This window comes from Kocuria sp. JC486, assembly GCF_011602805.1.
Taxonomy (GTDB): domain Bacteria; phylum Actinomycetota; class Actinomycetes; order Actinomycetales; family Micrococcaceae; genus Kocuria; species Kocuria soli.
The window spans coordinates 1-21,213 of sequence record NZ_JAAOZS010000019.1; the positions used below are offsets into that span (position 1 = coordinate 1).

The 21,213-nt window shown below is 64.4% G+C and carries 17 protein-coding genes, 1 tRNA gene and 1 pseudogene; 7 read left to right on the forward strand and 12 right to left on the reverse strand.

Annotated features, from left to right (window positions below; translation table 11 throughout):
• Nucleotides 1-69 precede the first annotated feature (69 nt).
• A pseudogene (locus tag GWK18_RS09890) lies at nt 70-1,008 on the forward strand (IS256 family transposase); the annotation flags it as partial.
• Nucleotides 1,009-1,566: 558 nt separating this feature from the next.
• Here GWK18_RS09890 and GWK18_RS09895 read toward each other — a convergent pair.
• The 3 genes from GWK18_RS09895 to GWK18_RS09905 all read right to left on the reverse strand — a co-directional run bounded on the left by GWK18_RS09895 (nt 1,567) and on the right by GWK18_RS09905 (nt 2,373).
• A tRNA-Pro gene (locus GWK18_RS09895) sits at nt 1,567-1,643 on the reverse strand.
• A gap of 2 nt (nt 1,644-1,645) precedes the next feature.
• Nucleotides 1,646-1,882, reverse strand: coding sequence for a hypothetical protein (locus GWK18_RS09900; protein ID WP_166834975.1), 237 nt, complete (start codon nt 1,880-1,882; stop codon nt 1,646-1,648).
• Nucleotides 1,879-2,373 carry a hypothetical protein gene (locus tag GWK18_RS09905; RefSeq protein ID WP_166834977.1) on the reverse strand — a complete coding sequence of 165 codons (495 nt, stop codon included), beginning with the start codon at nt 2,371-2,373 and terminating at the stop codon, nt 1,879-1,881. Before GWK18_RS09905 ends, GWK18_RS09900 begins: the two co-directional genes overlap by 4 nt.
• Nucleotides 2,374-2,449: 76 nt before the next feature.
• Between GWK18_RS09905 and GWK18_RS09910 the strand changes: the two genes are divergently transcribed.
• Complete coding sequence (locus GWK18_RS09910; RefSeq protein ID WP_166834979.1) at nt 2,450-2,635, forward strand: hypothetical protein; 186 nt, start codon at nt 2,450-2,452, stop codon at nt 2,633-2,635.
• 242 nt (nt 2,636-2,877) lie between these two features.
• A complete protein-coding gene (locus GWK18_RS09915) occupies nt 2,878-3,117 on the forward strand; it encodes a hypothetical protein (protein ID WP_166834981.1) in 240 nt (79 codons plus the stop codon).
• 146 nt (nt 3,118-3,263) lie between these two features.
• On the opposite strand, the gene GWK18_RS09920 is transcribed toward GWK18_RS09915, so the two are convergent.
• The 3 genes from GWK18_RS09920 to GWK18_RS09930 all read right to left on the reverse strand — a co-directional run bounded on the left by GWK18_RS09920 (nt 3,264) and on the right by GWK18_RS09930 (nt 5,383).
• Entirely contained in the window at nt 3,264-3,764 is a 501-nt protein-coding gene (locus tag GWK18_RS09920) for a hypothetical protein (protein WP_166834983.1), read from the reverse strand.
• 242 nt (nt 3,765-4,006) lie between these two features.
• A complete protein-coding gene (locus tag GWK18_RS09925; RefSeq protein ID WP_166834985.1) occupies nt 4,007-4,768 on the reverse strand; it encodes a recombinase zinc beta ribbon domain-containing protein in 762 nt (253 codons plus the stop codon).
• A gap of 24 nt (nt 4,769-4,792) precedes the next feature.
• Nucleotides 4,793-5,383 (reverse strand): recombinase family protein, encoded by a 591-nt coding sequence (locus tag GWK18_RS09930; RefSeq protein ID WP_166834987.1) that lies wholly within the window; start codon nt 5,381-5,383, stop codon nt 4,793-4,795.
• A gap of 174 nt (nt 5,384-5,557) precedes the next feature.
• Here GWK18_RS09930 and GWK18_RS09935 point away from each other — a divergent pair, with 174 nt between their 5' ends.
• Complete coding sequence (locus GWK18_RS09935; RefSeq protein ID WP_166834989.1) at nt 5,558-6,586, forward strand: DUF4365 domain-containing protein; 1,029 nt, start codon at nt 5,558-5,560, stop codon at nt 6,584-6,586.
• A 17-nt stretch (nt 6,587-6,603) separates the two neighbouring features.
• On the opposite strand, the gene GWK18_RS09940 is transcribed toward GWK18_RS09935, so the two are convergent.
• The 4 genes from GWK18_RS09940 to GWK18_RS09955 form a co-directional block, all read right to left on the reverse strand.
• Nucleotides 6,604-7,551, reverse strand: a complete 948-nt coding sequence (locus tag GWK18_RS09940) for a PEP/pyruvate-binding domain-containing protein (protein WP_166834991.1) — start codon at nt 7,549-7,551, stop codon at nt 6,604-6,606.
• 435 nt (nt 7,552-7,986) lie between these two features.
• Nucleotides 7,987-8,778 carry an ABC transporter ATP-binding protein gene (locus tag GWK18_RS09945; RefSeq protein WP_123824627.1) on the reverse strand — a complete coding sequence of 264 codons (792 nt, stop codon included), beginning with the start codon at nt 8,776-8,778 and terminating at the stop codon, nt 7,987-7,989.
• 2 nt (nt 8,779-8,780) lie between these two features.
• On the reverse strand, nt 8,781-9,824 hold the full coding sequence (locus tag GWK18_RS09950; RefSeq protein ID WP_166834993.1) for an ABC transporter permease: 1,044 nt from the start codon (nt 9,822-9,824) through the stop codon (nt 8,781-8,783).
• A gap of 144 nt (nt 9,825-9,968) precedes the next feature.
• Nucleotides 9,969-10,994: an ABC transporter substrate-binding protein gene (locus GWK18_RS09955; protein WP_166834995.1), complete on the reverse strand. Its 1,026-nt coding sequence runs from the start codon at nt 10,992-10,994 to the stop codon at nt 9,969-9,971.
• Nucleotides 10,995-11,346: 352 nt separating this feature from the next.
• Between GWK18_RS09955 and GWK18_RS09960 the strand changes: the two genes are divergently transcribed.
• Entirely contained in the window at nt 11,347-11,826 is a 480-nt protein-coding gene (locus tag GWK18_RS09960) for a 4'-phosphopantetheinyl transferase superfamily protein (RefSeq protein WP_166834997.1), read from the forward strand.
• A 30-nt stretch (nt 11,827-11,856) separates the two neighbouring features.
• Here GWK18_RS09960 and GWK18_RS09965 read toward each other — a convergent pair whose 3' ends face one another.
• Together GWK18_RS09965 and GWK18_RS09970 are read right to left on the reverse strand one after the other, a co-directional pair.
• The gene (locus GWK18_RS09965) at nt 11,857-13,182 is read right to left on the reverse strand and encodes a M1 family metallopeptidase (protein WP_166834999.1); all 1,326 of its coding nucleotides are present in this window, start codon (nt 13,180-13,182) and stop codon (nt 11,857-11,859) included.
• Between the two features lie 63 nt (nt 13,183-13,245).
• Nucleotides 13,246-17,145: a Pls/PosA family non-ribosomal peptide synthetase gene (locus tag GWK18_RS09970; RefSeq protein ID WP_166835000.1), complete on the reverse strand. Its 3,900-nt coding sequence runs from the start codon at nt 17,143-17,145 to the stop codon at nt 13,246-13,248.
• A gap of 143 nt (nt 17,146-17,288) precedes the next feature.
• On the opposite strand from GWK18_RS09970, the gene GWK18_RS09975 reads away from it, so the two are divergent.
• Together GWK18_RS09975 and katG are read left to right on the forward strand one after the other, a co-directional pair.
• The gene (locus GWK18_RS09975; protein WP_166835002.1) at nt 17,289-17,792 is read left to right on the forward strand and encodes a Fur family transcriptional regulator; all 504 of its coding nucleotides are present in this window, start codon (nt 17,289-17,291) and stop codon (nt 17,790-17,792) included.
• 47 nt (nt 17,793-17,839) lie between these two features.
• Nucleotides 17,840-20,050 carry a catalase/peroxidase HPI gene (gene katG / locus GWK18_RS09980; RefSeq protein WP_166835060.1) on the forward strand — a complete coding sequence of 737 codons (2,211 nt, stop codon included), beginning with the start codon at nt 17,840-17,842 and terminating at the stop codon, nt 20,048-20,050.
• Nucleotides 20,051-21,213: the final 1,163 nt, after the last annotated feature.

Genomic DNA, 21,213 nt, shown 5'->3' on the forward strand with positions numbered 1-21,213 from the left:
ACCATCATGAACCCGGCCGTGAGCCTCGCGGCCTGAAACCCGAACTGTCACCTGTTCGTGCGGCAGCCCCTCACGGTCGTCGCCGACTGCTACCTTGCGGGCGTCTCCACGCGCCGGATGGACAAGCTGGTCAAGACGCTGGGCATCCACTCGCTGTCGAAGTCGCAGGTCTCGCGCATGGCGGCCGAGCTCGACGAGCACGTGGAGCAGTTCCGGCACCGGCCACTGGACGAGGCCGGCCCGTTCACATTCGTCGCCGCCGACGCGCTCACGATGAAGGTCCGCGAGGGCGGCCGCGTGATCAGCTCCGTCGTCATGGTCGCCACCGGCGTCAACAGCGACGGCCGCCGCGAGGTCCTCGGCATGCAGGTCGCCACCAGCGAGACCGGGCCGGCTTGGAACGCGTTCTTCGCCGACCTCGTCGCCCGCGGCCTCGCCGGCGTGCGCCTGGTCACCTCCGATGCCCACCGCGGCCTCGTGGAGGCGGTCGCAGCGAACCTTCCCGGGGCCGCCTGGCAGCGCTGCCGCACCCACTACGCCGCGAACCTCATGTCCGTCACGCCCAAGAGCTACTGGCCGGCCGTGAAGGCGATGCTGCACTCGGTCTATGACCAGCCCGACGGGCCCTCCGTGCACGCGCAGTTCGACCGGCTGCTGGACTACGTCGGCGAGAAACTGCCCGACGCGCACGAGCACCTCGACACCGCACGAGCCGACATCCTCGCCTTCACCAGCTTCCCCGAGGCCGTCTGGCAGCAGATCTGGTCGAACAATCCGAACGAGCGACTGAACCGCGAGATCCGCCGCCGCACCGACTCCGTCGGCATCTTCCCGAGCCGCGACGCGATCATCCGCCTGGTCGGCGCAGTCCTGGCCGAGCAGACCGACGAATGGGCCGAGGGACGCCGCTACCTCGGCCTCGACGTCCTCGCCAAGAGCCGCCTCAACCTCGTGCCCGACACCGGAAGCGAGGAGACCACCGAGCCCGTCCTCCAACTCTCCGCCTAACCCGACAGAACGAAGGACACCGCTACACCACTAACGGGGACTTGACCGGTGAGGGATCACATGCTGTTCGAGGTTGCGCCGGTTGCGCTTGCGAGAGGTGGCGTTCTGCTCATCGTCTCCGACCTTGGACAGCCACTCCTCCAGGTAGGCGCTGATCTTCGGGCTACGCTCATGCGAGGTCACACCCCCGAAGCCACCAAGTCGCTTCTGAAGGTTCGCAGTGCGCCGCTCCACGGCTTGGGTGGGAGAGGATCCGAAGCCTCGTACCTTGACTGATTTGCCCTCCTTGTCCTGTACGGACATGGCTGCGCACCAGGTGGGCCGGCCTCGGATCTGGGTCAAGAACACGCTGCCGGTGCCCCGCAGGGCTCGCTGTCGATCAACCATGGCGGATGACCGTATGTGTTGGCCTTACCTAGGTCAACAAACTGAAAATCAGCCGATGACCCTTTGAACAGTCGTGAGCAAGTTTCACGCATCAGAACCGCGCCATAGCAACTGAAGGCGGGGCCCTCATCGGGTCCCGCCTTCAGTGTTGAGCACACTAGATCGTGCCTTTGGTCGGGGTGACAGGATTTGAACCTGCGACCCCCTGCTCCCAAAGCAGGTGCGCTACCAAACTGCGCTACACCCCGGGTCAATCGGCCGCCCTCATGAGCGTCTCGCCGAAGTACATCATGGAGGCGAAGAAGCAGAACCGGTCGCCCAGATGCGCAATTAGCACCTGCTCCACCTCCGGGAGTGACTCCACCGAATACGGCTCGGTCCGGAGATCGGAGAGGTACTCGTCAGTGAAGCGCCGCAGGTCGTCCGGCCGGCGTACCATCCAGCCGTCGAAGTAGTCGCGGGCCTCTTCCCGCGATGGGGCGCTCATCCCAGGCTCCAGATGTTCCAGTCGCCGCCCTGAATGAGGTGCCACCCGTAGGTGATGACGAGGTAGCCCAGGAAGAAGAGTGCGGGTGCGTAGCTCACCCCGCTAAAGAACCACGCCCGGCTCCGAGCGGCAAGGATCTCCTCGTCCTGCTCCGGTGCGCGCGTCCGCGCGCTGAGGAGCTTCCGGTCGCGGCTCAGCACCCACACGGTGAACGGCAGCGCGAGGATCACGAGCGCTCCGAGGGCGCACCAGAACGCGATCATGGCCATGCCGGCGGGCAGCGCGTCGGCGAACTCGGGATCGTCGCTGACGGACGCTGCGATCACCGTGATGATCCCGAGGATCGCGCCGATGCCCGCCGCAACGGCGCCGATCGAGCACAGGCTTGCGAGCATTGATCCGCGGGCGACGTTCTCGTGGGTGACCACGTGCGGGCCCCGCTCACGCGGCGGCTGCCCGGACGCGGGTACGTTGTTCAGTTCCTGCCCCATGGCGCCAGCCTAGGCAGACACCCGCCATCGATGCACGTCGGGCACCTATGGGGGATCACCAAGGTAGGCTTCCTGCGTGAATCCGGACCCCGTGAGAGCGTTGCGCACCGCCCTGCTGTGCTGCCTGGTGCCCGCGTTCATCCTGACGATTCTGGCTGCGGCGGCCGTCGCCATGGCGTGGCCCACTCCGGAACAGGTGCACGAACATCTGGACAGCGCCAGCCTGAAGTTTTCAGAACTCGCCCACTTGTCCTCCCGCTAGCGAACTGCGGTCTAACGATCAACTCGTCGCTACCTGTGTTTCGCATCGACTGACGTTCAAAACCCGTTCTAATGTCAGCCTACGCATCGCTATGACGTGATCTACGCTGACGCTCTCACACTGCGAAATAAGGCTCACGAGACATTGCGCTTCTTGCTGTCTCTCGATGGGGTGGTTGACAACTCGCCGACTCGTGATTGAGTTCCAACCGGTTCATCACTTGTCGATTGAAAGGAACCATTATGGCTACCAACGCCTCCACGAACACCAACACGACCGAAGAGGTTGACACTTTCGACCGTGCGGAGGTCTCGCGCCTTGTGTCAATGATGCGGCACGAGTTGTCCACGCTCGCCGATGATGCTCGCCGCAAGCGTCCGTTGTTCTCGAAGTCGCCGAAGGAAGCACGCGGCAGGCGCGATGCGGCCGTGAAAGTGCTTCAAGAGTTCGCTGACAAGTTGACCTCGATGCGCACTGGCTGATTCCGCCACACCCGCTCGTGGCCCCGTTCATCATCACATGGGCGGGGCTTCGTAGTGAGAGCGGTCGCTAGTTGCGCTTGAAGAAGTTGTCTATGTGATGCTTCGGTGGTTTGCGTCGACTTGCGGATTGCTTCGCACTGGCATATTCAGCGTAGATCGCTATAAACATCAGGCGATGCAACGTATGGCTCCTGGTCCCCATGTGGACCTTTAGTGTTTTGATCTCTGAACCATGACTTCAAGGTGGTGTGGCGCAGACCCAATGCCGTCATAAGTTCCTTGAACTCATCTTCATCACGCACGTTTTCGTTGAAATATTCTACTACAGTGCGGCGCGCTTCTTTTGTGGTTGCACGAGCGATGTCATCGGCCTCGTTGTAGCGGTTGACGGCTTCAAACACTGCGATTTGGTCACCGAAGTCTTCGAGATCTTTTTCTGTTGCGACTCTGACGGCAAAGCCGATTGCTCGTTGCACGTCCTCACTGTTGAGCACGGCGTTTGTGAATGCTTCTTCATTCGGGAAGAGACGACCCGATTTCTTGTACAGTTGCTTCAAGGAGCGAGTGATGCTTTGCGGATTGTCTTCGTGTTCGATCCCGTGTTTTTTCTCTTCCACGAAATAGTATGTATCTTCAGTGTCGCTCATCGTTGCTCGCTTTCTCTCACGCTGTGCTCTGCGGTCTAACGGGTCGAGCGGAGAGGTGTAGGCGATGTGCGTTGATCACTGGTGCACCGCTCACTCGACAGTCTACACATGGCTACTCCGCTGTGTCAGCATGCCTTGCAGGTTCGCCCTGCGCTTGCTCGCGCCACACGACTTCGATGCGGTCAAGGCTCGCGTGTCCCCATCCCGCTCGACCTCGCTTGCCCTTTTTGACGATCACCGTTTCAATCTCCCTCACGAAAAAAAGACCGCTTCTTGTCAATGGTTGCCTCATCGTCACCGTCTTTGATGGCGACGTTGTCCAATCCCCAATCTACGATCTCTTCGAAACTGTTGTAGTCGGTTGTTGGTTGCGCCTGCAATGCGTAAAAGTCATCGCGCTCTCGACGGAGTTCGCCTCGTTCGGCTTCGAACTTCTTGATCTGCGGAAAAACGACCTCGCCCGACAGCTCATCGTTGTTGTATGCGCTCATGAGTTCGGTCATCTTCTCATCGACTCGCCGCAACTTTGCTTCGTGTGGCCATTCGGCTGGCTCCTCACTCTGTTGTAGCTGGCCGCCTTCGCGCTCCTTCTCCATGCGGTCGGTGATGTGTGCTACTAGATGACCCTCAACCCATTGTTCGAGCCGTTCCGCGCTGATCGCTACGTGACCGCTCCCGTCTTTGCAACTGTAGGTCTTCGCTCCGGTCAACTGCCCGTACATCTTGCCACCACATTCACCGCACGTGACTAACCCCTTCAACAGCCACTTGCCTTGTCGCACCTTTGTCAGTCCGCGCTTTTTGAGCATTGCGAGTGCGGCTTCACGATCTTCGAGCGAGATGATCGGTTCCCATATGCCTTTTACATAGCCGCCTGCACCATCGGAAAGCGGTTTGCGGCGGTAGGTTCGCACGCCTGCCGCACGCCATCCCAACAGGACGTTCTTCATGGTGGTCCACTGCCACTTGTCGTTCCCTGATGCTGTTTTGATGCCTGCCTGCATCCACTCTTTGCACAGCATTGTGATTTACACGCCTTGCTTGATCTTCTTGACTGCGTCACGCATCCGTTCTGCTTCTTCGGGTTCGAGTGTTACTCCATCCTTTTTCCAGCCGAACGGGCGTTGATGCTGTAGCTTTGGCTTTCCTGCTTGTGCGTTGTGCAGCAAGGCGGCTTGTTGGCGTTCGGAGATTCGATCTGACTCCGCCGCATCTACTGATGCTTTGATCCGCGCTACCATGCGTCCGTCACCTGTTGAAAGATCGTCCTCGCCAGACACAACGGTGCGGATCAACACACATGTTTGCTCGTGAAGTTGGATGAGGTCTTCAAGTTCGCACATTCGTCTTGTTAGTCGCGAGTTTGAGTACGCGAGGATGTGTGCGAACTCCTTACGATGTGCGGCGGAGATCATCTCATTGAATCCGGTGCGAACCTTCTTCTTTGAAGTTCGTTCGGATGCACCGATGTCGTTGTCGGAGTAGACGGCCACCACGTCGAGTTGTAGACGATTTGCGAGTTCGCGGCACAAGTGTTCCTGTCGGTCCACTCCTTCTCCGTCACCGCTTGCATCGCGTGAAATTCTTGTGTAGACCACCGCTGCCTTGCTCAAATCCATGTGTCCTCCGCTCTCCATCCACGCTTAGATATATATTAAGCGATACGGAACCAACTCGGTGTCGAGTACAACGCGCACGTCATCGATAGTATCCTGACCCACGTCGCTCCCGGGCTCGGCTGGCGGTGACTCCCGGCGGCGGACCGCCCAGATTTCCGATGATGAGGGGTCGAAATGGATCTTCCGAGTGACAAAGCCACTCAGCGGGCGGGTCGCCTTGCTGCCAGTCACGTATCGACTTGGCTGCAGCAAAACGACATCGTAGTGCGGCAGGAGGAACAGAGCACGGACTTCGGTGTCGACCTGGAACTAGAACTGCACGAGGGGCGGTACGTCTCGGGGCTACTCGTCAAGTGCCAAGTGAAGGGCACGCAGGGCCCCGCCTTCGCAAAAAGCAATGTTGAAAGCGTCAGTATCAAGACTTCGACGCAGAACTATTGGGCGACCTTGCCGCTGAACGTTATGTGCATCCTCTGCGATCTCTCTGATGGGGCCATCTATTGGCAGCCCGCATCAGCGACTCTCGCAAATACCACGCACACGAGCCTGCAGTTCTCCCAAGCGATGAGGGCGGACCAAAACCCAGACGCGTTCCACAATGCTCTTGTTCGAATGGCAGAGACCCCGACGAGTTCGAAAGTCCTCTCCTTGGTCCCTGCGTGCATGAGGTTGTTTACCGAGCTATCGCTCGGATTCAACGCTGTATATGACCGTGGGTTCGAGACTAAGGCTGACGTAGACGGGTCTATTCGTGTCTTCTACGAGCACCTTGAGCGGCTCTGCATGTACACGGGTGCGGACGAGTTACCTGCCCGATGGCTTGTTTGGGAGAGGCGAAACTCGATTATTCAGACTGCGCTTGATTCGGCTGACTCGGGATTGCTGGATGGGAATGTTGCCGGCGAGATCATCAGATACTCGGCAGCTTTCTACAAGTCGGCGTTGAGCCGCGTCAAGGATTGTGTAGACCCGTGGAGCATTGTGGAGTCTAACCCGGGGCTCGCGGGAATGCTACTGTCGAACACGTTCGATTCGGAAGTGATCGGCGAGGCGTTCGAGAGATTGGATGCAGGAGAGCACTTCTACCTCGTATCCGACACTCATTACTCGTTTGGTATGAATCAGACGCCTCAGGATAGTGACTTCGACGGCGAGTTGCAACGCCTTCAAGTCGCCTACTACCGCCTGCCTGCTGTTCAATAGTCCATACCGAGCGGCTGTCACAACCCCGACATGCGGTAGTGCTTCTCGATGATGACCGCCCACCTGGCCAGGGTCAGGATCTCGTCGTCCGTGAGGACCAGCCTGTTGCGCTCGGCCTCGTGGGTGTCCACGGTCTGGGTGGACTGGTTGCCGCCCACCGCGTAGATCATCTTCTTTTCCTTGCGCCCCAGCTTCTTGGTCAGGATGGGGTCCAGGTCGGGTTCGGCCAGGCGGGGCTTGAACACGCGGTACTCGTCCGGGTCCACCGCGCCCTGCACCACGGTTTCGCCCAGGCCCCAGGCGGCGTCGATCACGACTACATCCGGGAAGCCCGTGTCCGTGTCCAGGGAGAACATGACCCCGGAGCCGGCACGGTCAGACTGGACCATCTTCTGCACGCCCACGGACAGAGCGACCTCCAGGTGGTCGAAGCCGCGTTCGCGCCGGTAGTTGATCGCCCGGTCCGTGAACAGGGAGGCGTAGCAGCGTTTGCAGGCCGCGAGCGGGTCCTCCGGACCGGTGATGTTGAGGTAGGCCTCCTGTTGGCCTGCGAAGCTGGCCAACAGGAGGTCCTCCGCCGTCGCACTGCTGCGCACGGCCACGGAGGCCGCCTCAACACCGTCCCTGCGGCACATCCCGGCGTAGGCCTCACGGATCGCGTGGGCAATCTCCTCCGGGAACTCGCCGTGGCGCAGGGCGCGGCGGATGGCCGTGCCCACCTGCTCCAAGGTGCGTTCCCCCTTGTCCAGTGCCTGGGTCTCTTCCGCCAGGATGTCCTTGAGGTTGTTGTGCCTGATGAACTCGCGGTACGCGTGGGCGGTGGTGGCGAAACCACCGGGAACTTGCACACCCTCTTCGGCGAGGCTGCGGATCATTTCACCCAGGAAGGCGTTCTTGCCTCCGACCTGGGGGATGTTGGTGTACTTGAGGTCTTCGAACCACAGAACAAATGCTTCACTCGTCATTTCTCACACCTCCAGCATGGCTGCGACGAGCAGGTGATCAAGAAACTTCCGGTGGACTCGTGCGTCGTTGCGATCGAGTCTCCAAGTGAGGGGCTGGGCGACCGATGTGGGACTTGGGTGACGTCTACCGACTGTGGTTCCCGACCCTGCGGCGACTGGTTACGTGGTCCTCTCCCATCCACGTGGGATTCCCATGACCTACCGGCGGTGATCCCACGCCGGGCTCTTGGCCCACCTCGAGCCTAGCGCCGAAAAGCCCCGGTCAGCCCCGTGTTTCCGGGGTATGCCACCCACACGTGATGCCTCGTCTGCACTCGCACGAAGCATGGATCTGGCCGCCCATCATGGGTGATGAGCGGCCAGATCCACGCTTCGGCGGGTGGTTGCGACGACGGCGGGCCCGGCCTGTCAGGTGTGTCGGCCGATCCTTGGCAGCTACTGGAGCAACGTCTTGTCGTCCAGGGCAGCACCCTTGAGCTGGGTGAACCTGTGCAGCAGGTCCTCCGGGGTCATGCGCTGCTTCTCCTCCGGGGAGGCGTCCAGGATGATCCGGCCCTCGTGCATCATGATCAGCCGGTTCCCCACGTCCAGGGCCTGGTTCATGTTGTGGGTGACCATCAACGTGGTCAGCCCCTGGGCCTGGACCACCTGCTTGGTCAAACGGGTCACCAGTTCGGCGCGCTGCGGGTCCAGCGCGGCCGTGTGCTCGTCCAGCAAGAGCACCTTGGGCTTGGAGAACGTGGCCATGAGCAGGCTCAATGCCTGACGCTGGCCGCCCGAGAGCAGCCCCACCTTGGTCTTGAGCCGGTTCTCCAGGCCGAGTTCGAGCACCTTGAGTTCCTCGGCGAAGCGTTCCCGCTTGGACCCGGTGACCGCCCGGGCCAGCCCGCGGACCGCGCCGCGGCGGTCCGCCAGGGACAGGTTCTCCTCGACCGTGAGGTTGGGGGCGGTACCCGCCATGGGGTCCTGGAACACCCGGCCCACCCGAGCAGCTCGTTTGTGTTCGGGTTGCTTGGAGATCTCCTTGCCGTCGATCAACACCTGGCCGCGGTCCTGCGGGATCCTCCCGGCAATGGTGTTCAGGATGGTCGATTTGCCCGCACCGTTGGAGCCGATGACCGTCACGAAGTCGCCTTCGCGCAGGTCCAGCGAGACGTCCACGAGCGCCTTGCGTTCGTTGACGGTTCCGGGGAAGAAGGTCTTGGAGACGTTTTCGATCTTCAACATGCTCAGTTCTCCTTCCCTGCGGTGCTACCCGTGGCTTCGGTGGCGTGTGGACTGTCCGGAGCCGCTCCGGCCGGAACACCGAGGACCCGCTGGGCCTCGGTCTTGGTGGCCATCTCGCCCTCAGCGGCAGCCTCTGCGCCGTCGGAGGTGAGCGTGGCCGCACCACCGCCGATCCCCAGGCCGTGGCGCCACTTGGCGATCTTGCGGAATCCGGACCACTGCGGCAGCAACAGTGCCGCGATCACCAGCAGGGCGGAGAGCAGCTTCATGTCGTTGGGGTTCAGCCCGGCGTTGAGGGCGAACTGGATGGCCAGGCGGTACAGGACGGCACCGAGAACCACGGCCAAGGTGGCCTGGAAGACCACACCGTTGCCGAAGATGGCCTGCCCCACGATCACCGAGGCCAGACCCACCAGGATCAGGCCGATGCCCATCTGGATGTCCACGAATCCCTGGTACTGGGCCACCAGCGCGCCGGCCACGCCCATCAGTCCGTTGGAGATCATGAGCCCGTAGATCTTCTGCCGGTCCGTGGAAACCGCGAAGGACTTGATCATCTGTTCGTTGTCACCGGTGGCCTGCAGGGCCAGGCCGGTGTCCGTGTGCAGGTACCAGTCGATGACCAGTTTGAACAGGATGGCCACCACGGCCAACAGCACGATCGACAGGACTCCACGGTCCACGTAGTCGTAGAGGAGCGTGAACAGCGTGTCCTCCCGCAGGAGGGGAACGTTGGCAGCGCCCATGATGCGCAGGTTGATCGAGTAGAGCCCGATCATGGTCAAAATGCCGGCCAGCAGGCCGTTGATGTTGCCCTTGGTGTGCAGCAAGCCGGTGATCAGACCGGCGATCGTGCCCACCACGAATGCGAGAGCCGTGGCCAGGAATGGGTTGATGCCGTTGACGATCAGCACACCGGCCGTGCCCGCCCCCGTGGTGAAGGAGCCGTCGACCGTCAAGTCGGGGAAATTGAGTACTCGGAAGGTCAGGTAAACGCCCAGGGCCACGATCGCGTAGATCAGGCCGAGTTCGATTGCAGTAATCATCTGTCCTCGTCAGGAGATGGTGGGGGCCGCGCGCTGGGATTGCCCGCGTCGGGTGGATGGAAGTGAGGGGGGTTCGGTGGGGTGCCGGGCCGCCGTCGTCGTCACTGTGGGTCACGACGACGGCGGGCCCGACCACTCAGGTGGTCAGCCCTCTTCGCCGGCGGATGCCGGGTCCTGGGCCTCGACGTCCTCGCCGACCACGACGTCCGCGCGGTCCAGGACCTCCTGCGGGATCTCCACGCCCTGCGCCTTGGCGGCCTCCGGGTTGATGTGGAGCTGCAGTTCCGTCTGCTCCTCGACCGGCATGGTCGCGGGGTCTGCGTCCTCCTTGAGGATCTTGATCGCCATCTCACCGGCCTGCTTGCCCAGGGACTCGTAGTCGATGCCGTAGGTGGCCACGGCACCCCGGGTGACCGAATCGCCCTCGGAAGCCAGGATCGGGAGCTGGTTCTCCTCGCCGTACTGGATCACGGTCTCCAGTGCGGAGACCACGACGTTGTCGGTGGGGACGTACACCGCGTCCACGTCCAGGGACTGGAGCCCCTGCTGGACCTCGGAGGAGTTGCTGACCGTGGCTTCCTTGATCTCCAGGTCCAGCTCCTTCGCGGCCTCCTTGGCGGCGTCCACCTGGACCTGCGAGTTGGCCTCACCCGAGGAGTAGACGATGCCCACGGTCTTGACGTCAGGGTCAATCTCCTTGAGCAGTTCGAGCTGTTCCTTGACCGGGTTCATGTCAGAGGTGCCGGTAACGTTGCCACCCGGCTCCTCCCACGAGTCCACCAGTCCGGCCTCCTGCGGGTCGGTCACGGCGGTGAACACGATCGGCTTGTCCTGAATCGACTGGGCCGCGGCCTGGGCGGTGGGCGTGGCGACGGCCAGGATCAGGTCCTTGTCGTCATTGGCGAAGGTGCCGGCGATGTTGGAGGCCGTGGCCTGCTCGCCCTGGGCGTTCTGCTCATCCCATTCGACCTCGATGCCCTCTTCCTCGAATGCCGACTTGAAGCCTTCACGGGCGGCGTCGAGGGACGGGTGAGACACGATCTGGGTGACGCCGATCTTGTAGGTTTCGCCGTCGCCTCCCCCACCGCCCCCGTCACCGCACGCGGTGAGGGCCAGGGCTGCGACGCCGGTGAGAGCGGTGAGTTTGACGATGTTGCGCGGTCGGGACATGGATCCTCCTTGGTGGTGCGGGCGTGATCCACCGGGTGGTCAGCGACTCGACGGCGGAAGCTCCCTCACCAGCCCGACGGCGCCCCGAGATGTGGGTGGGGACCGCGGGCCGTTGCGGCGAGGACTTCCTTGTCTCACCGCAGCGTTTGGTGTCTTCCGCACTGCACGTAGGCCTGTTGACCAGGGGATTCACCTACGCGCGAGTGTGACCTGTATCACGTGATCGTGAGTCTAGCATCGTATACGACCGCATGGTCGGTAATTTGGAATCGGCCATCGCAATCTGGAGGACCCCACGGACATCCACATCAGAACCGCACCGCCGGAGGACCTCCACCGGGCACTACTCGCCTTGGCAGCGGAGGTCACCGGCGACGCCGCCGTTCGGCTCACGCACGCCTGCCCCACCTGCGGCGGTTCTGACCACGGACGCCCCGTGATCCTGACCCGGACGGGAACGCTGGGGGTCTCACTGTCCCGCGCACGGTCCGAGGATCTCGGTGTGGTCGCCGTGTGCGTTGGCGGGCAGGTCGGAGTCGACATCGAGGGCGCCGGGGACGCAGCTTTCGCCGGGTTCGACGACGTCGCGCTCCACCCGGACGAACGCTGCGCCGATGACGACGAACGGACCCGCCTCTGGGTACGCAAAGAGGCTGTCCTGAAGGCCCACGGCACGGGGTTGGTGACGGACCCGCGGCAGCTCCGCCTGGACGAAGACGGCCGCGTGTTGAAAGGTCCACCGGCCACCGTGATCGACCTGGACCTCGGCCCCGACTGGACCTGCGCCGTCGCGGTGACTCCCCCGGCGGCGGTCCGACTGATCCTCAGCTGAGCGCAGCCACCATCACCAAGAACCGGCCGATCAGCCCCGGTCGGAGACCTCGGGCAGTTCCGGGACCTCGGAGCGGTGCAGCCACGCGTCCAGCAGGGCATCCATCTGGTCCCCTGCGGAACCGGCCCAGCGCAGGCAGTGCGCCTCGAAGTCGTCGGTGCTCACCGTGGCGCCGGCGTGCTCCTGCGTCCAGCTGCGGAGCAGGTCGAAGAACGCGGAGTCACCCACCAGCGCCCGGATGGCGTGCAGGGTCAGGGCGCCGCGCTTGTAGACCCAGTCGTCGAACATGGCTTCCATCCCCGGATCGGCCAGTGTGCTGCCCTCCGGAGTGGGCCCCAGAGCCGCATGGTGTTCGGCCGCGCGCTCCTGAACGGAGGCGCCGTCCCCCCGCTTCCGACGATGATCCGACCACAACCACTCGGTGTAACAGGCGAATCCTTCATGGAGCCAGATGTCCTTGAGCTGCTGCCCAGTGACGCTGTTGCCGAACCACTGGTGGGCCAGTTCATGGGCCACCAGACGTTCGTTCTCCCATTCCGGCTCCACCAGGTTGCGACCGAACGTGCTGAGACCTTGCGCTTCCAGCGGGATCTCAAGGTCGTCGTCGACGATCACGGCGCGGTACTCCGCGAACGGATACGGCCCGAAGAGGTCGCAGAACAGGTCGACCATCTCGCCCTGGCGTTCGAACGCGGTCCCGCGCCCCACGTCGAGTCCCTGGGGATGCACCACCTCCACGGGAACCGAGGCCCGGCGTCGCTGGGTCTGGTAGGGGCCAATCTGAACGGTCGCTAGGTACGGAGCCATGGGCCGGTCCATCACGTACGTCCAGGTCGTGGTCGCACCGCTGCGGGTCGAATCCGTGAGGGTCCCGTTGGCCACCACGTGGTACTCGGGCTCCGTGGTCACCTCGATCCGGTACGTGGCCTTGTCCGCGGCGTCGTCGTTGCAGGGGAACCAGCTCGGGGCGCCGTGCGGCTGGGAGCCGACCATCGACCCGTCCGTGAGTTCCTCCCACCCGGCCGTCCCGTGCACACCCGGAACGGGACCGGGCTTACCGGAGACACGGAACTCGAGCAGGAAGCGGTTTCCGGGTACGCGATCCCCGACATCGACGGACACCCGCTGGCCTCTGTGCCGGTACTTGGCGGGGCGGCCGTCCAGGAAGACCTTGCTGACGCGCAAGCCGTGGAGGTCGACGTCGATCCGATTGGTGGCCTCGGCGATCTCAACGTACAGCTGAGCCTTTTCCTCCAACCGGTTGGCCGCAACCTTGTACGTGAGCTTGAGGTCGTAATGCGAAACCCGGTATCGAGTGTCGCCGTGCCCCCTCAGGTACGGGTCTGGGTTGGTCATTCGGACTCCGATCGGGGTTCGTGGAGGTCAAGAGTGGGCACGGTGTCTGGTTCGGCGGGCAGTCTAATCCCGCTCCTGTGCGTCCAGCTCATCCACCCACGGACCGATGGGGTTGCCAACCCACCGCGTCTTGTCCGGGGCGGACTCACCGCGCATGACCAGAGAGCCGGGGCCGACGGTCGCGTACCGCCCCAGTGTGGCAGCCGGCAGGATCACGGAGTTGGGCCCCAGGGTTGCGCCCGGCCCCAGGCGGACGGCATCCATGGCCAGGACGCGATCGTGGAACAGGTGGGTCTGGACCACACAACCGCGGTTGACCGTGGCCGCCTCCCCGAGCTCGATCAGGTCGTGTTCGGGGAGCCAGTAGGTCTCACTCCACACACCCCGCCCCACCGTGGCCCCCATGACCTTGAAGTACAGGTTGAGCAACGCCGTGCCGGACACGTATCGCAGGATCCAGGGCACGGCCACCGCTTCCACGAACGCATCGGCCAGCTCCCCGCGCCACACGAAACCGGACCACAAGGGATGTTCAGAGGGCTTCCACCGCCCCACCAGCAGCCACTTGGCCAGGGCAGCGACGACGACGGCCACCAACCCGCAGCCCAGCAGGATGACACCGGAGAGCAGGGCCGCAGCCCACGCGCCCCAGGAGGCCGCCACCACGGCGAGCGCCACGACGGCGGCCAGGTGGAGCAGCAGGTGCGCCAGGAGGGCAAACATCCGGCAGGTTTCGATCACGCCGCGCAGGAACCGCAGCGCGCGGGAGGGTTCGTAGGTCCTCGTGGCGTCGACGTCGCTGTGTGTACGCCGCAGTTTTTCGGGCGGGGAGCCGACCCACGACGATCCCGCCTTGGCCTTCTTGCGCCGGGGTGCGGCGGACAGGACTGCGACGAGCGATTCCTTGGGCACCTTGCGCCCTGGGGCGGTCATCCCCGAGTTCCCCACGAACGCGCCGCGTCCGATCTTGACGCGTTCGATGCGCAGCCAACCACCGCCGAGTTCGTAGCCGCCGATCAAGGTGTCGTCGGCCAGGAAGGCCTGTGCGCCCACGCGAGTCAGGCTGGGGATCATGAGGACCGTGGAAGCCTCCGCGTCCTTGCCCACCTGGGCTCCGAGCGCGCGCAACCACCACGTGGTTGCCATCCCGGCGTAGAGCGGGAACAACCAAGTGCGGGCCTCGTCCATGAGGCGCAACGTGGTCCAGGCCTGGAGCGCGCGAATGCCCTGCACCGGGTGCGGTCCGCCCTCCAGCCCGATGGCGCACAGCCGGACAAGCGCCAAGATCATCAGCGCCAGCACGGCGTAACCGACCAGACCCGCGAGCGGCAGCCACAGGAGCGCCGTGGTGACGGCCTGGCCCGGCGTGTGGGTACCGCTGAGGGGAGCCCACAGCACGGCCAGCCCCGCCACGGTTGCCAGGGCCGGCAGGAGGGAAATCACCAGGCCGGAGAGCATGTAGAGCACCGTGAACACGGGCCTGGACTTGGGCCGGGGTCCCCACGGACCGCGGGCGTCACCGACCGGCACGGCGGGGCAGCCGGACCAGCGTTGTTCGGCTCCGACCGGTCCGAACACCGTGGAGCCCGGGGCGATTTCGGCGTCGTTGCCGATCCTGGCGCCGGGCACCAGCGTGGATCGGGCGCCCACGCGGGCCCGCTTGCCCACGGTGATATCGCCGATGTGCACGCTGGCGCCGTCGATCCAGTGGCCCTGCATGTCCACTTCCGGTTCGATCGAGCAGCCGTTGCCGAGCCGCAGGAAGCCGGTGACCGGGGGCATGGCGTGGAGATCGACGTCGCGCCCCACCTGGCAGCCCAGCCACCGGGCGTACCACCGGACCATGCCGGCCTCACCGATCTGACCGACCCCCATCTCGTCGGCGAATCGCTCGGCCAGCCAGAGCCGCAGGTGTGTTCGTCCGCCGCGCGGGTAGTGACCGGGCCGCACGCCCGCCAGGATCGCGCGGGCTCCGAGCGCGCTGACCGCAAGGCGACCGAGCGGGGCCACCAGCAACAACCACGTGACGCCCAGGACCCACCACGGAACCAGCCCGACGGCGTCGCCCGGCAGAGTCCACCCCAGGAGATCGGCGACGCGCACACCGAGCGCCAGCCACAGCAGCAGGCGGAGTCCGCCGATGCTCCGCAGGGCCACCAGTGCCGCCAGTTGGGCAGCCTGGGTCTTTCGACGGACGGGCTGCACCCGCTCGTTGAGCCGCCCCACGGGGGTGTCCGCGGTGTCCAGCCACGCGGCGAACTCACCGATGCGCTGGTGTTCGTACACGTCGGCCACGGTCGCGTTGACGTGTTTCTCGCGGACGCGCGCCACGATCTGCGCCGCGGTGAGCGACCCACCGCCCAGGGCGAAGAAGTCCTCGTCCGGGGTGCTCGGGCGGGAGCCCAGGACGTCGTTCCAGATGTCAGCAAGCCACGCGGCCGTCGCACCCATCTCCTGGGACGCGGCACCGCCGTCGTCGGGAAGGGGCCATGGCAGGGCGTCACGGTCGATCTTGCCGCTCGTGCGGGTGGGGAGATCCTCGACGACGGCGAGGCGCGGGACCAGCGCTGCGGGCATGTCGGCGCGGAGCCGGTCCAGACTCGCGACGCGGTCGAAGGTCCCGTCCACGGTCAGGTACCCGACGATGAGCGAGTTTCCGCTGGCCGTCTTCCGCACGGCGGCGGCCGCCCCGATGACTCCGGGCAGCGCGAGCAGGGCGGCGTCGATCTCGCCGAGTTCGATGCGGCGGCCGCCGACCTTGACCTGGTCGTCGGCCCGACCCTTGAAGAGCAGCCCCGCGGGATCGTTGACCACCACATCCCCCGAGCGGTACGCGCGCTCCCACCCGAGAGTGGGCATCGGCGCGTATTTCTCGGCGTCCTTGTCCGGGTCTAGGTAGCGGGCGAGCCCGACTCCCCCGATGATCAGTTCGCCGCTGTCCCCTTCGGGCACCGGGTTCCCGGCCTCGTCCACGACGGCGAGGTCCCACCCCTCCAGCGGCAACCCGATGCGGACCGGGGGTTCGCCCGTGAGTCGCGCGGCGCAGGCGACCACGGTGGCCTCCGTGGGCCCGTAGGTGTTCCAGACCTCGCGCTCCTCGTTGGCCAGGCGGGCACCGATCTCCGGAGGGCACGCCTCACCGCCGAGGATCAGGAGGCGGACGTTGGAGAGGGCTTCCGCGGGCCACAAGGACACCAGCGTGGGCACAGTGGAGACCACCGTGACCGCGTTGGCCACGAGCCACGGGCCCAGGTCCATCCCGGAACGGACCAGCGAGCGCGGCGCCGGAACCAGGCAGGCACCGTGGGCCCAGGCGAGCCACATTTCCTCGCAGCTGGCGTCAAAGGCCACGGACAGACCTGCCATGACCCGGTCGCCCGGGCCGAGCGGTTTGTTCTGGAGGAACAGCCGGGATTCGGCGTCGACGAATGCTGCGGCGCTGCGGTGGCTGACCGCCACTCCCTTGGGCTTGCCTGTGGAACCGGAGGTGAAGATGACCCAGCAGTCGTCCGTGAGCGACGGCGGGGCCGGTTCCACCGGTTCGCGCGGAATTTGAAGCCTTCCCGTGACCACCAGGTCGGCGCTGACGACGGCGGCGACGTCGGCCTCTGAGAACACGGTCCGGGCGCGCTCATCAGGGTCATCGGCGTCGACCGGAACGTACCCGGCCCCGGCCAGGAGGATGCCCATGATGGCCACATACAGGTCAGCGGTCCCCGAGGGCACGCGCACGCCGACCTTGTCTCCCGCACCGATTCCGCGCTCCGCGAGCTCGGCGGCCACATCGCCGGCGGCCTCGTGGAACTGCGCGTAGGTCATGACCGAATCCCCGGCGTCGATGGCCGGAGAAGCACCGTGAAGTTCCACCGTTTCGAGGAAAACATCCACCAGGGTGCGAGGACCGGGGGCGTGGTCACCGGCGAGCAGAGGGCTGGGGGGAGCGGTCTGTGGCGCGTCTGTCACCCCTGGATTGTCCCAAAGCCTTGGTGCACGGACGGCAGACTCGCCATGACCACGGGTTGACCAACGGGGTGCTGAGCACAGTGGGTTGAAACCGTGTGCATGTTTTCTTGATCCATTCCAGAAAACAGGGCACGATGGTGGCCATGAGCACAGTCGATGCGGGAGAGGCGGCACAGGACCGCGAGCGCACCCTGTTGCGCGGCGCGGGCCTGCGCGTCACCCAGCCGCGGCTGGCCGTGCTCACCGTGTTGCGTGACCACCAGCATTCGGACGCCACGGCCATCCTGAATGCGGTTCGCCGAACGTCCCCTTCCGTCTCACACCAGGCGGTCTACGACTGCCTGCACGCGCTGACGGAGGCGGGGCTGGTGCGTTCGATCCAACCCGCGGGTTCCCCCGCCAGGTACGAGATCCGACGCAACGACAACCACCACCACCTGGTCTGCCGCGGCTGCGGCGACGTGGTGGACATCCCGTGCCAGACCGGGCCCGCGCCCTGCCTGCACACCGACGACGACCACGGTTACGCGATCGACGAGGCCGAGGTTTATTTCTGGGGCCTGTGCCCGGCATGCCAAGCAGGCCGAGCCACAGGTTCCACCGAGTTCCCCACCCAGTCACATACGGATCGAGAGGATCAGAAGTGAGCGACGATCAGAAGCCCCACGGCGACGACACCACCACGGTCGGTGAAATGACCGAGACGGAGGCCACCGGTCTGCCGGAGCAGCCGGTTCAGGAGTCCTCCGAGGGCAAGTGCCCGGTTGCGCACGGCGCCTCCCTGCCGCACCCGACCTCCGGCGACGCCAACCAGCAGTGGTGGCCCAACCGCCTGAACCTCAAGATCCTGGCCAAGGAACAGCCGGTCATCAACCCGCATGACCCGGACTTCGACTACGGGGCCGCCTTCGAGGCCCTGGATCTGGCCGAGGTCAAGCAGTACATCGGTGAGGTGCTGACTACCTCCAAGGACTGGTGGCCCGCAGACTTCGGCAACTACGGCCCCTTCATCATCCGCATGGCCTGGCACGGCGCCGGCACCTACCGTTCGATGGACGGCCGCGGCGGCGCCGGCACCGGTCAGCAGCGGTTCGCTCCCCTGAACTCCTGGCCGGACAACGCCTCCCTGGACAAGGCCCGCCGCCTCCTGTGGCCGGTCAAGAAGAAGTACGGCCAGGCACTGTCCTGGGCCGACCTGTTCGTGCTGTCCGGCAACGTGGCGCACGAGATCATGGGCATGCCTACCTTCGGTTTCTCCGGTGGTCGTGTGGATGCCTACGAGCCCGAGGACGACGTCTACTGGGGCCCGGAGACCGAGTGGACCAACGGCGGTGCCGAGCGCTACAAGGGTGAGCGCGACCTGGACAACCCGTTGGCCGCCGTCGAAATGGGTCTGATCTACGTCAACCCGGAGGGCCCGGAAGGTGAGCCGGATCCGAAGAAGTCCGCGATCGACATCCGCGAGACCTTCGGCCGTATGGGCATGAACGACGAGGAGACCGTGGCGCTGATCGGTGGCGGTCACACCTTCGGCAAGACCCACGGTGCCTCCACCGTGCCGGAGCACGTGGGCCCGGAGCCCGAGGCCGCCCCGCTGGAGCAGATGGGCCTGGGCTGGAAGAACTCCTACGGCGAGGGCAAGGGCCGGGACACCATCACGTCCGGCCTGGAGGTCACCTGGACCTACCACCCGACCCGCTGGGACAACGAGTTCTTCCACATCCTCTACGCCTACGAGTGGGAGCTGTTCCACTCCCCCGCCGGTGCGCAGCAGTGGCGCCCGGTCAACGGTGGCGGGTCGGACATGGTTCCGGAATCCGATTTCAACGGGCGTCGTGAGCCGCGCATGTTGACCTCCGACCTTGCCCTGCGTGAGGACCCGATTTACGACAAGATCTCCCGCAAGTTCAAGGACGACTTCGCCGCGTTCCAGGACGCCTACGCCCGTGCGTGGTTCAAGCTGACCCACCGTGACATGGGCCCGATCTCCCGTCACCTGGGTGCGGAAGTTCCCACCGAGGAACTGGTCTGGATGGACCCGATCCCCGCGGCACCATCCGTGCCCGGCGATGCCGAGGTTGCCACCATCAAGGAGGCCGTGGCAGGTGCCGGGCTGTCCGTGACCGACGTGGTCAAGACCGCCTGGGCCGCTGCATCCACGTTCCGCAACTCGGACTTCCGCGGTGGCGCCAACGGTGGCCGGATCCGCCTGGAACCGCAGCGGTCCTGGGAGGTCAACGAGCCCGCCGTGACCGGTCCGGTGATCTCGGCCCTGGAGTCCATTGCAGCCGGCAACGGTGTGTCCTTTGCGGACACCCTGGTGATCGCGGGCAACTGGGCCGTGGAGAAGGCTGCCGCCGACGGCGGTGTGCAGGTGACCGTTCCGTTCACCGGTGGCCGCGGCGACGCCACGCAGGAGCAGACAGACGTCAAGTCCTTCGGCTACCTGGAGCCCAAGGTCGACGGTTTCCGCAACTACGATCCCCGCGGCAACAAGGAGTTCCCGGCGGAGTTCGCACTGATCGACCGGGCCAACCTGCTGGGTCTGTCCGCACCGGAGATGACCGTGCTGGTGGCCGGGCTGCGCGTGCTGGGCGCTACGTACGGTGGGACTTCGGATGGGGTGTTCACCGATCAGGTGGGCGTGCTGTCCAACGACTTCCTGGTGGCGCTGACGGACATCGACACCCAGTGGGAGAAGGTGGCCGAGGGCCAGTACCGCGGCGTGACCGCTGACGGTGCGGAGCTCACCGGCACCCGCAACGACCTGGTGTTCGGCTCCAACTCGGAGCTGCGCACCCTGGCCGAGGTCTACGCCTCGGACGACGCCAAGGAGAAGTTCGTGAACGACTTCGTGAAGGCTTGGGCGAAGGTCATGGACGCGGATCGGTTCGACGTGAAGTGATGTCGGTTCTGTAGGTACATGTGAGTGGCGCCCGCTGCATGCGGGCGCCACTGGCTTTTCGTTTGGGCGACGGCCAAGCGTCACCCCCTGCCTAGCTGTCAGTACGTGGCGGCTGTGCCGTTGTCATGGGTTGAGGCCCTCGACTCTCTTCAGAAGAATCTCCTGAGTAGCCCGCGGCCCGAAGGATTCTTAGCCTCGCTCCTCTGTTCAAGGATCTGTTTCGCTACTTCAGCCCGTCTCGTGCACTTCTCGTTCTGCCCTGCCAATACGCAAGATCCTAACAGCAAGACCGTTGCATAGATCGCTGTCACAAATAGGCCATCAACCTCAGTGTTTGAAGTCAGCCCAACCGAAACGAAAACCCCACACAAGGCCAGAATTGGGCCGACTGCCGCAATATAACTTATTTCAGATCGGTTCACGACTATTTGCCTTCGCAGGTCATTGTCAGACAAGCATTGACATTCATTCATGACCTTATCGTATTGGGAGCGACGAACTTTTCTCATACTGCGATCATACATACGACATAAACGAGCGATTGACTGTCGGTAGAACTGTCGTGACCCATCACGATCAACGGCGTAGCTGGGGTCTGAAGCAGCCGGTTTCGCGGAGTGATCGCACGATGTAATTGGTGAAATTCCGCCAGCCGAAGGCGGAGCCACGGAGCTGCTCCAGCCGACCATTCGGCGCTTGGGGCGACCACCAATACGGTGGGCCACCGACCGAACAGCCTATGCACTAACCGGCAGGTCACCGCGTCCCGCGGCACTCTTGCACATGCGCCCTGACAGCACCATTGCGCTGGGTCGAGGACTCGACGCGCCAGGACCACAGGCATGGGCTCCACGTGCTGGCCATTGACTTCCTAGGCAAACCCGTCCAGGCGAACGAACGTGATCAGGTCGGGGCGAAGGACGATAGCGTTGGGCACGTCGAGGTCTTCCAGATGGGTAAGCGTGAGAACCTCCATCACCTGGAGGCCTCGACTCATACCGGCAGGCGACGCGCCGGACACCCTCGCTCCACCTCTAGACAGTCAAATGCAAAGAGCCCCATTACCAAGCATTCAGTTCCACCTCGACACCAAGGTGGCACGCCACTTCGAGGGCGCACTGGTAGCGGGCACGGATTATCACGTTATGCTACAGGTAACCAAC

Excerpts from the sequence above, each read along its gene's own strand:
- GWK18_RS09900 (WP_166834975.1), bottom strand. The coding sequence starts at position 1,882 with ATGAGCGCCCCATCGCGGGAAGAGGCCCGCGACTACTTCGACGGCTGG.
- GWK18_RS09905 (WP_166834977.1), bottom strand. The coding sequence starts at position 2,373 with ATGGGGCAGGAACTGAACAACGTACCCGCGTCCGGGCAGCCGCCGCGT.
- GWK18_RS09915 (WP_166834981.1), top strand. The coding sequence starts at position 2,878 with ATGGCTACCAACGCCTCCACGAACACCAACACGACCGAAGAGGTTGAC.
- GWK18_RS09920 (WP_166834983.1), bottom strand. The coding sequence starts at position 3,764 with ATGAGCGACACTGAAGATACATACTATTTCGTGGAAGAGAAAAAACAC.
- GWK18_RS09925 (WP_166834985.1), bottom strand. The coding sequence starts at position 4,768 with ATGCAGGCAGGCATCAAAACAGCATCAGGGAACGACAAGTGGCAGTGG.
- GWK18_RS09930 (WP_166834987.1), bottom strand. The coding sequence starts at position 5,383 with ATGGATTTGAGCAAGGCAGCGGTGGTCTACACAAGAATTTCACGCGAT.
- GWK18_RS09935 (WP_166834989.1), top strand. The coding sequence starts at position 5,558 with ATGGATCTTCCGAGTGACAAAGCCACTCAGCGGGCGGGTCGCCTTGCT.
- GWK18_RS09940 (WP_166834991.1), bottom strand. The coding sequence starts at position 7,551 with ATGACGAGTGAAGCATTTGTTCTGTGGTTCGAAGACCTCAAGTACACC.
- GWK18_RS09945 (WP_123824627.1), bottom strand. The coding sequence starts at position 8,778 with ATGTTGAAGATCGAAAACGTCTCCAAGACCTTCTTCCCCGGAACCGTC.
- GWK18_RS09950 (WP_166834993.1), bottom strand. The coding sequence starts at position 9,824 with ATGATTACTGCAATCGAACTCGGCCTGATCTACGCGATCGTGGCCCTG.
- GWK18_RS09955 (WP_166834995.1), bottom strand. The coding sequence starts at position 10,994 with ATGTCCCGACCGCGCAACATCGTCAAACTCACCGCTCTCACCGGCGTC.
- GWK18_RS09965 (WP_166834999.1), bottom strand. The coding sequence starts at position 13,182 with ATGACCAACCCAGACCCGTACCTGAGGGGGCACGGCGACACTCGATAC.
- GWK18_RS09975 (WP_166835002.1), top strand. The coding sequence starts at position 17,289 with ATGAGCACAGTCGATGCGGGAGAGGCGGCACAGGACCGCGAGCGCACC.
- katG (WP_166835060.1), top strand. The coding sequence starts at position 17,840 with ATGACCGAGACGGAGGCCACCGGTCTGCCGGAGCAGCCGGTTCAGGAG.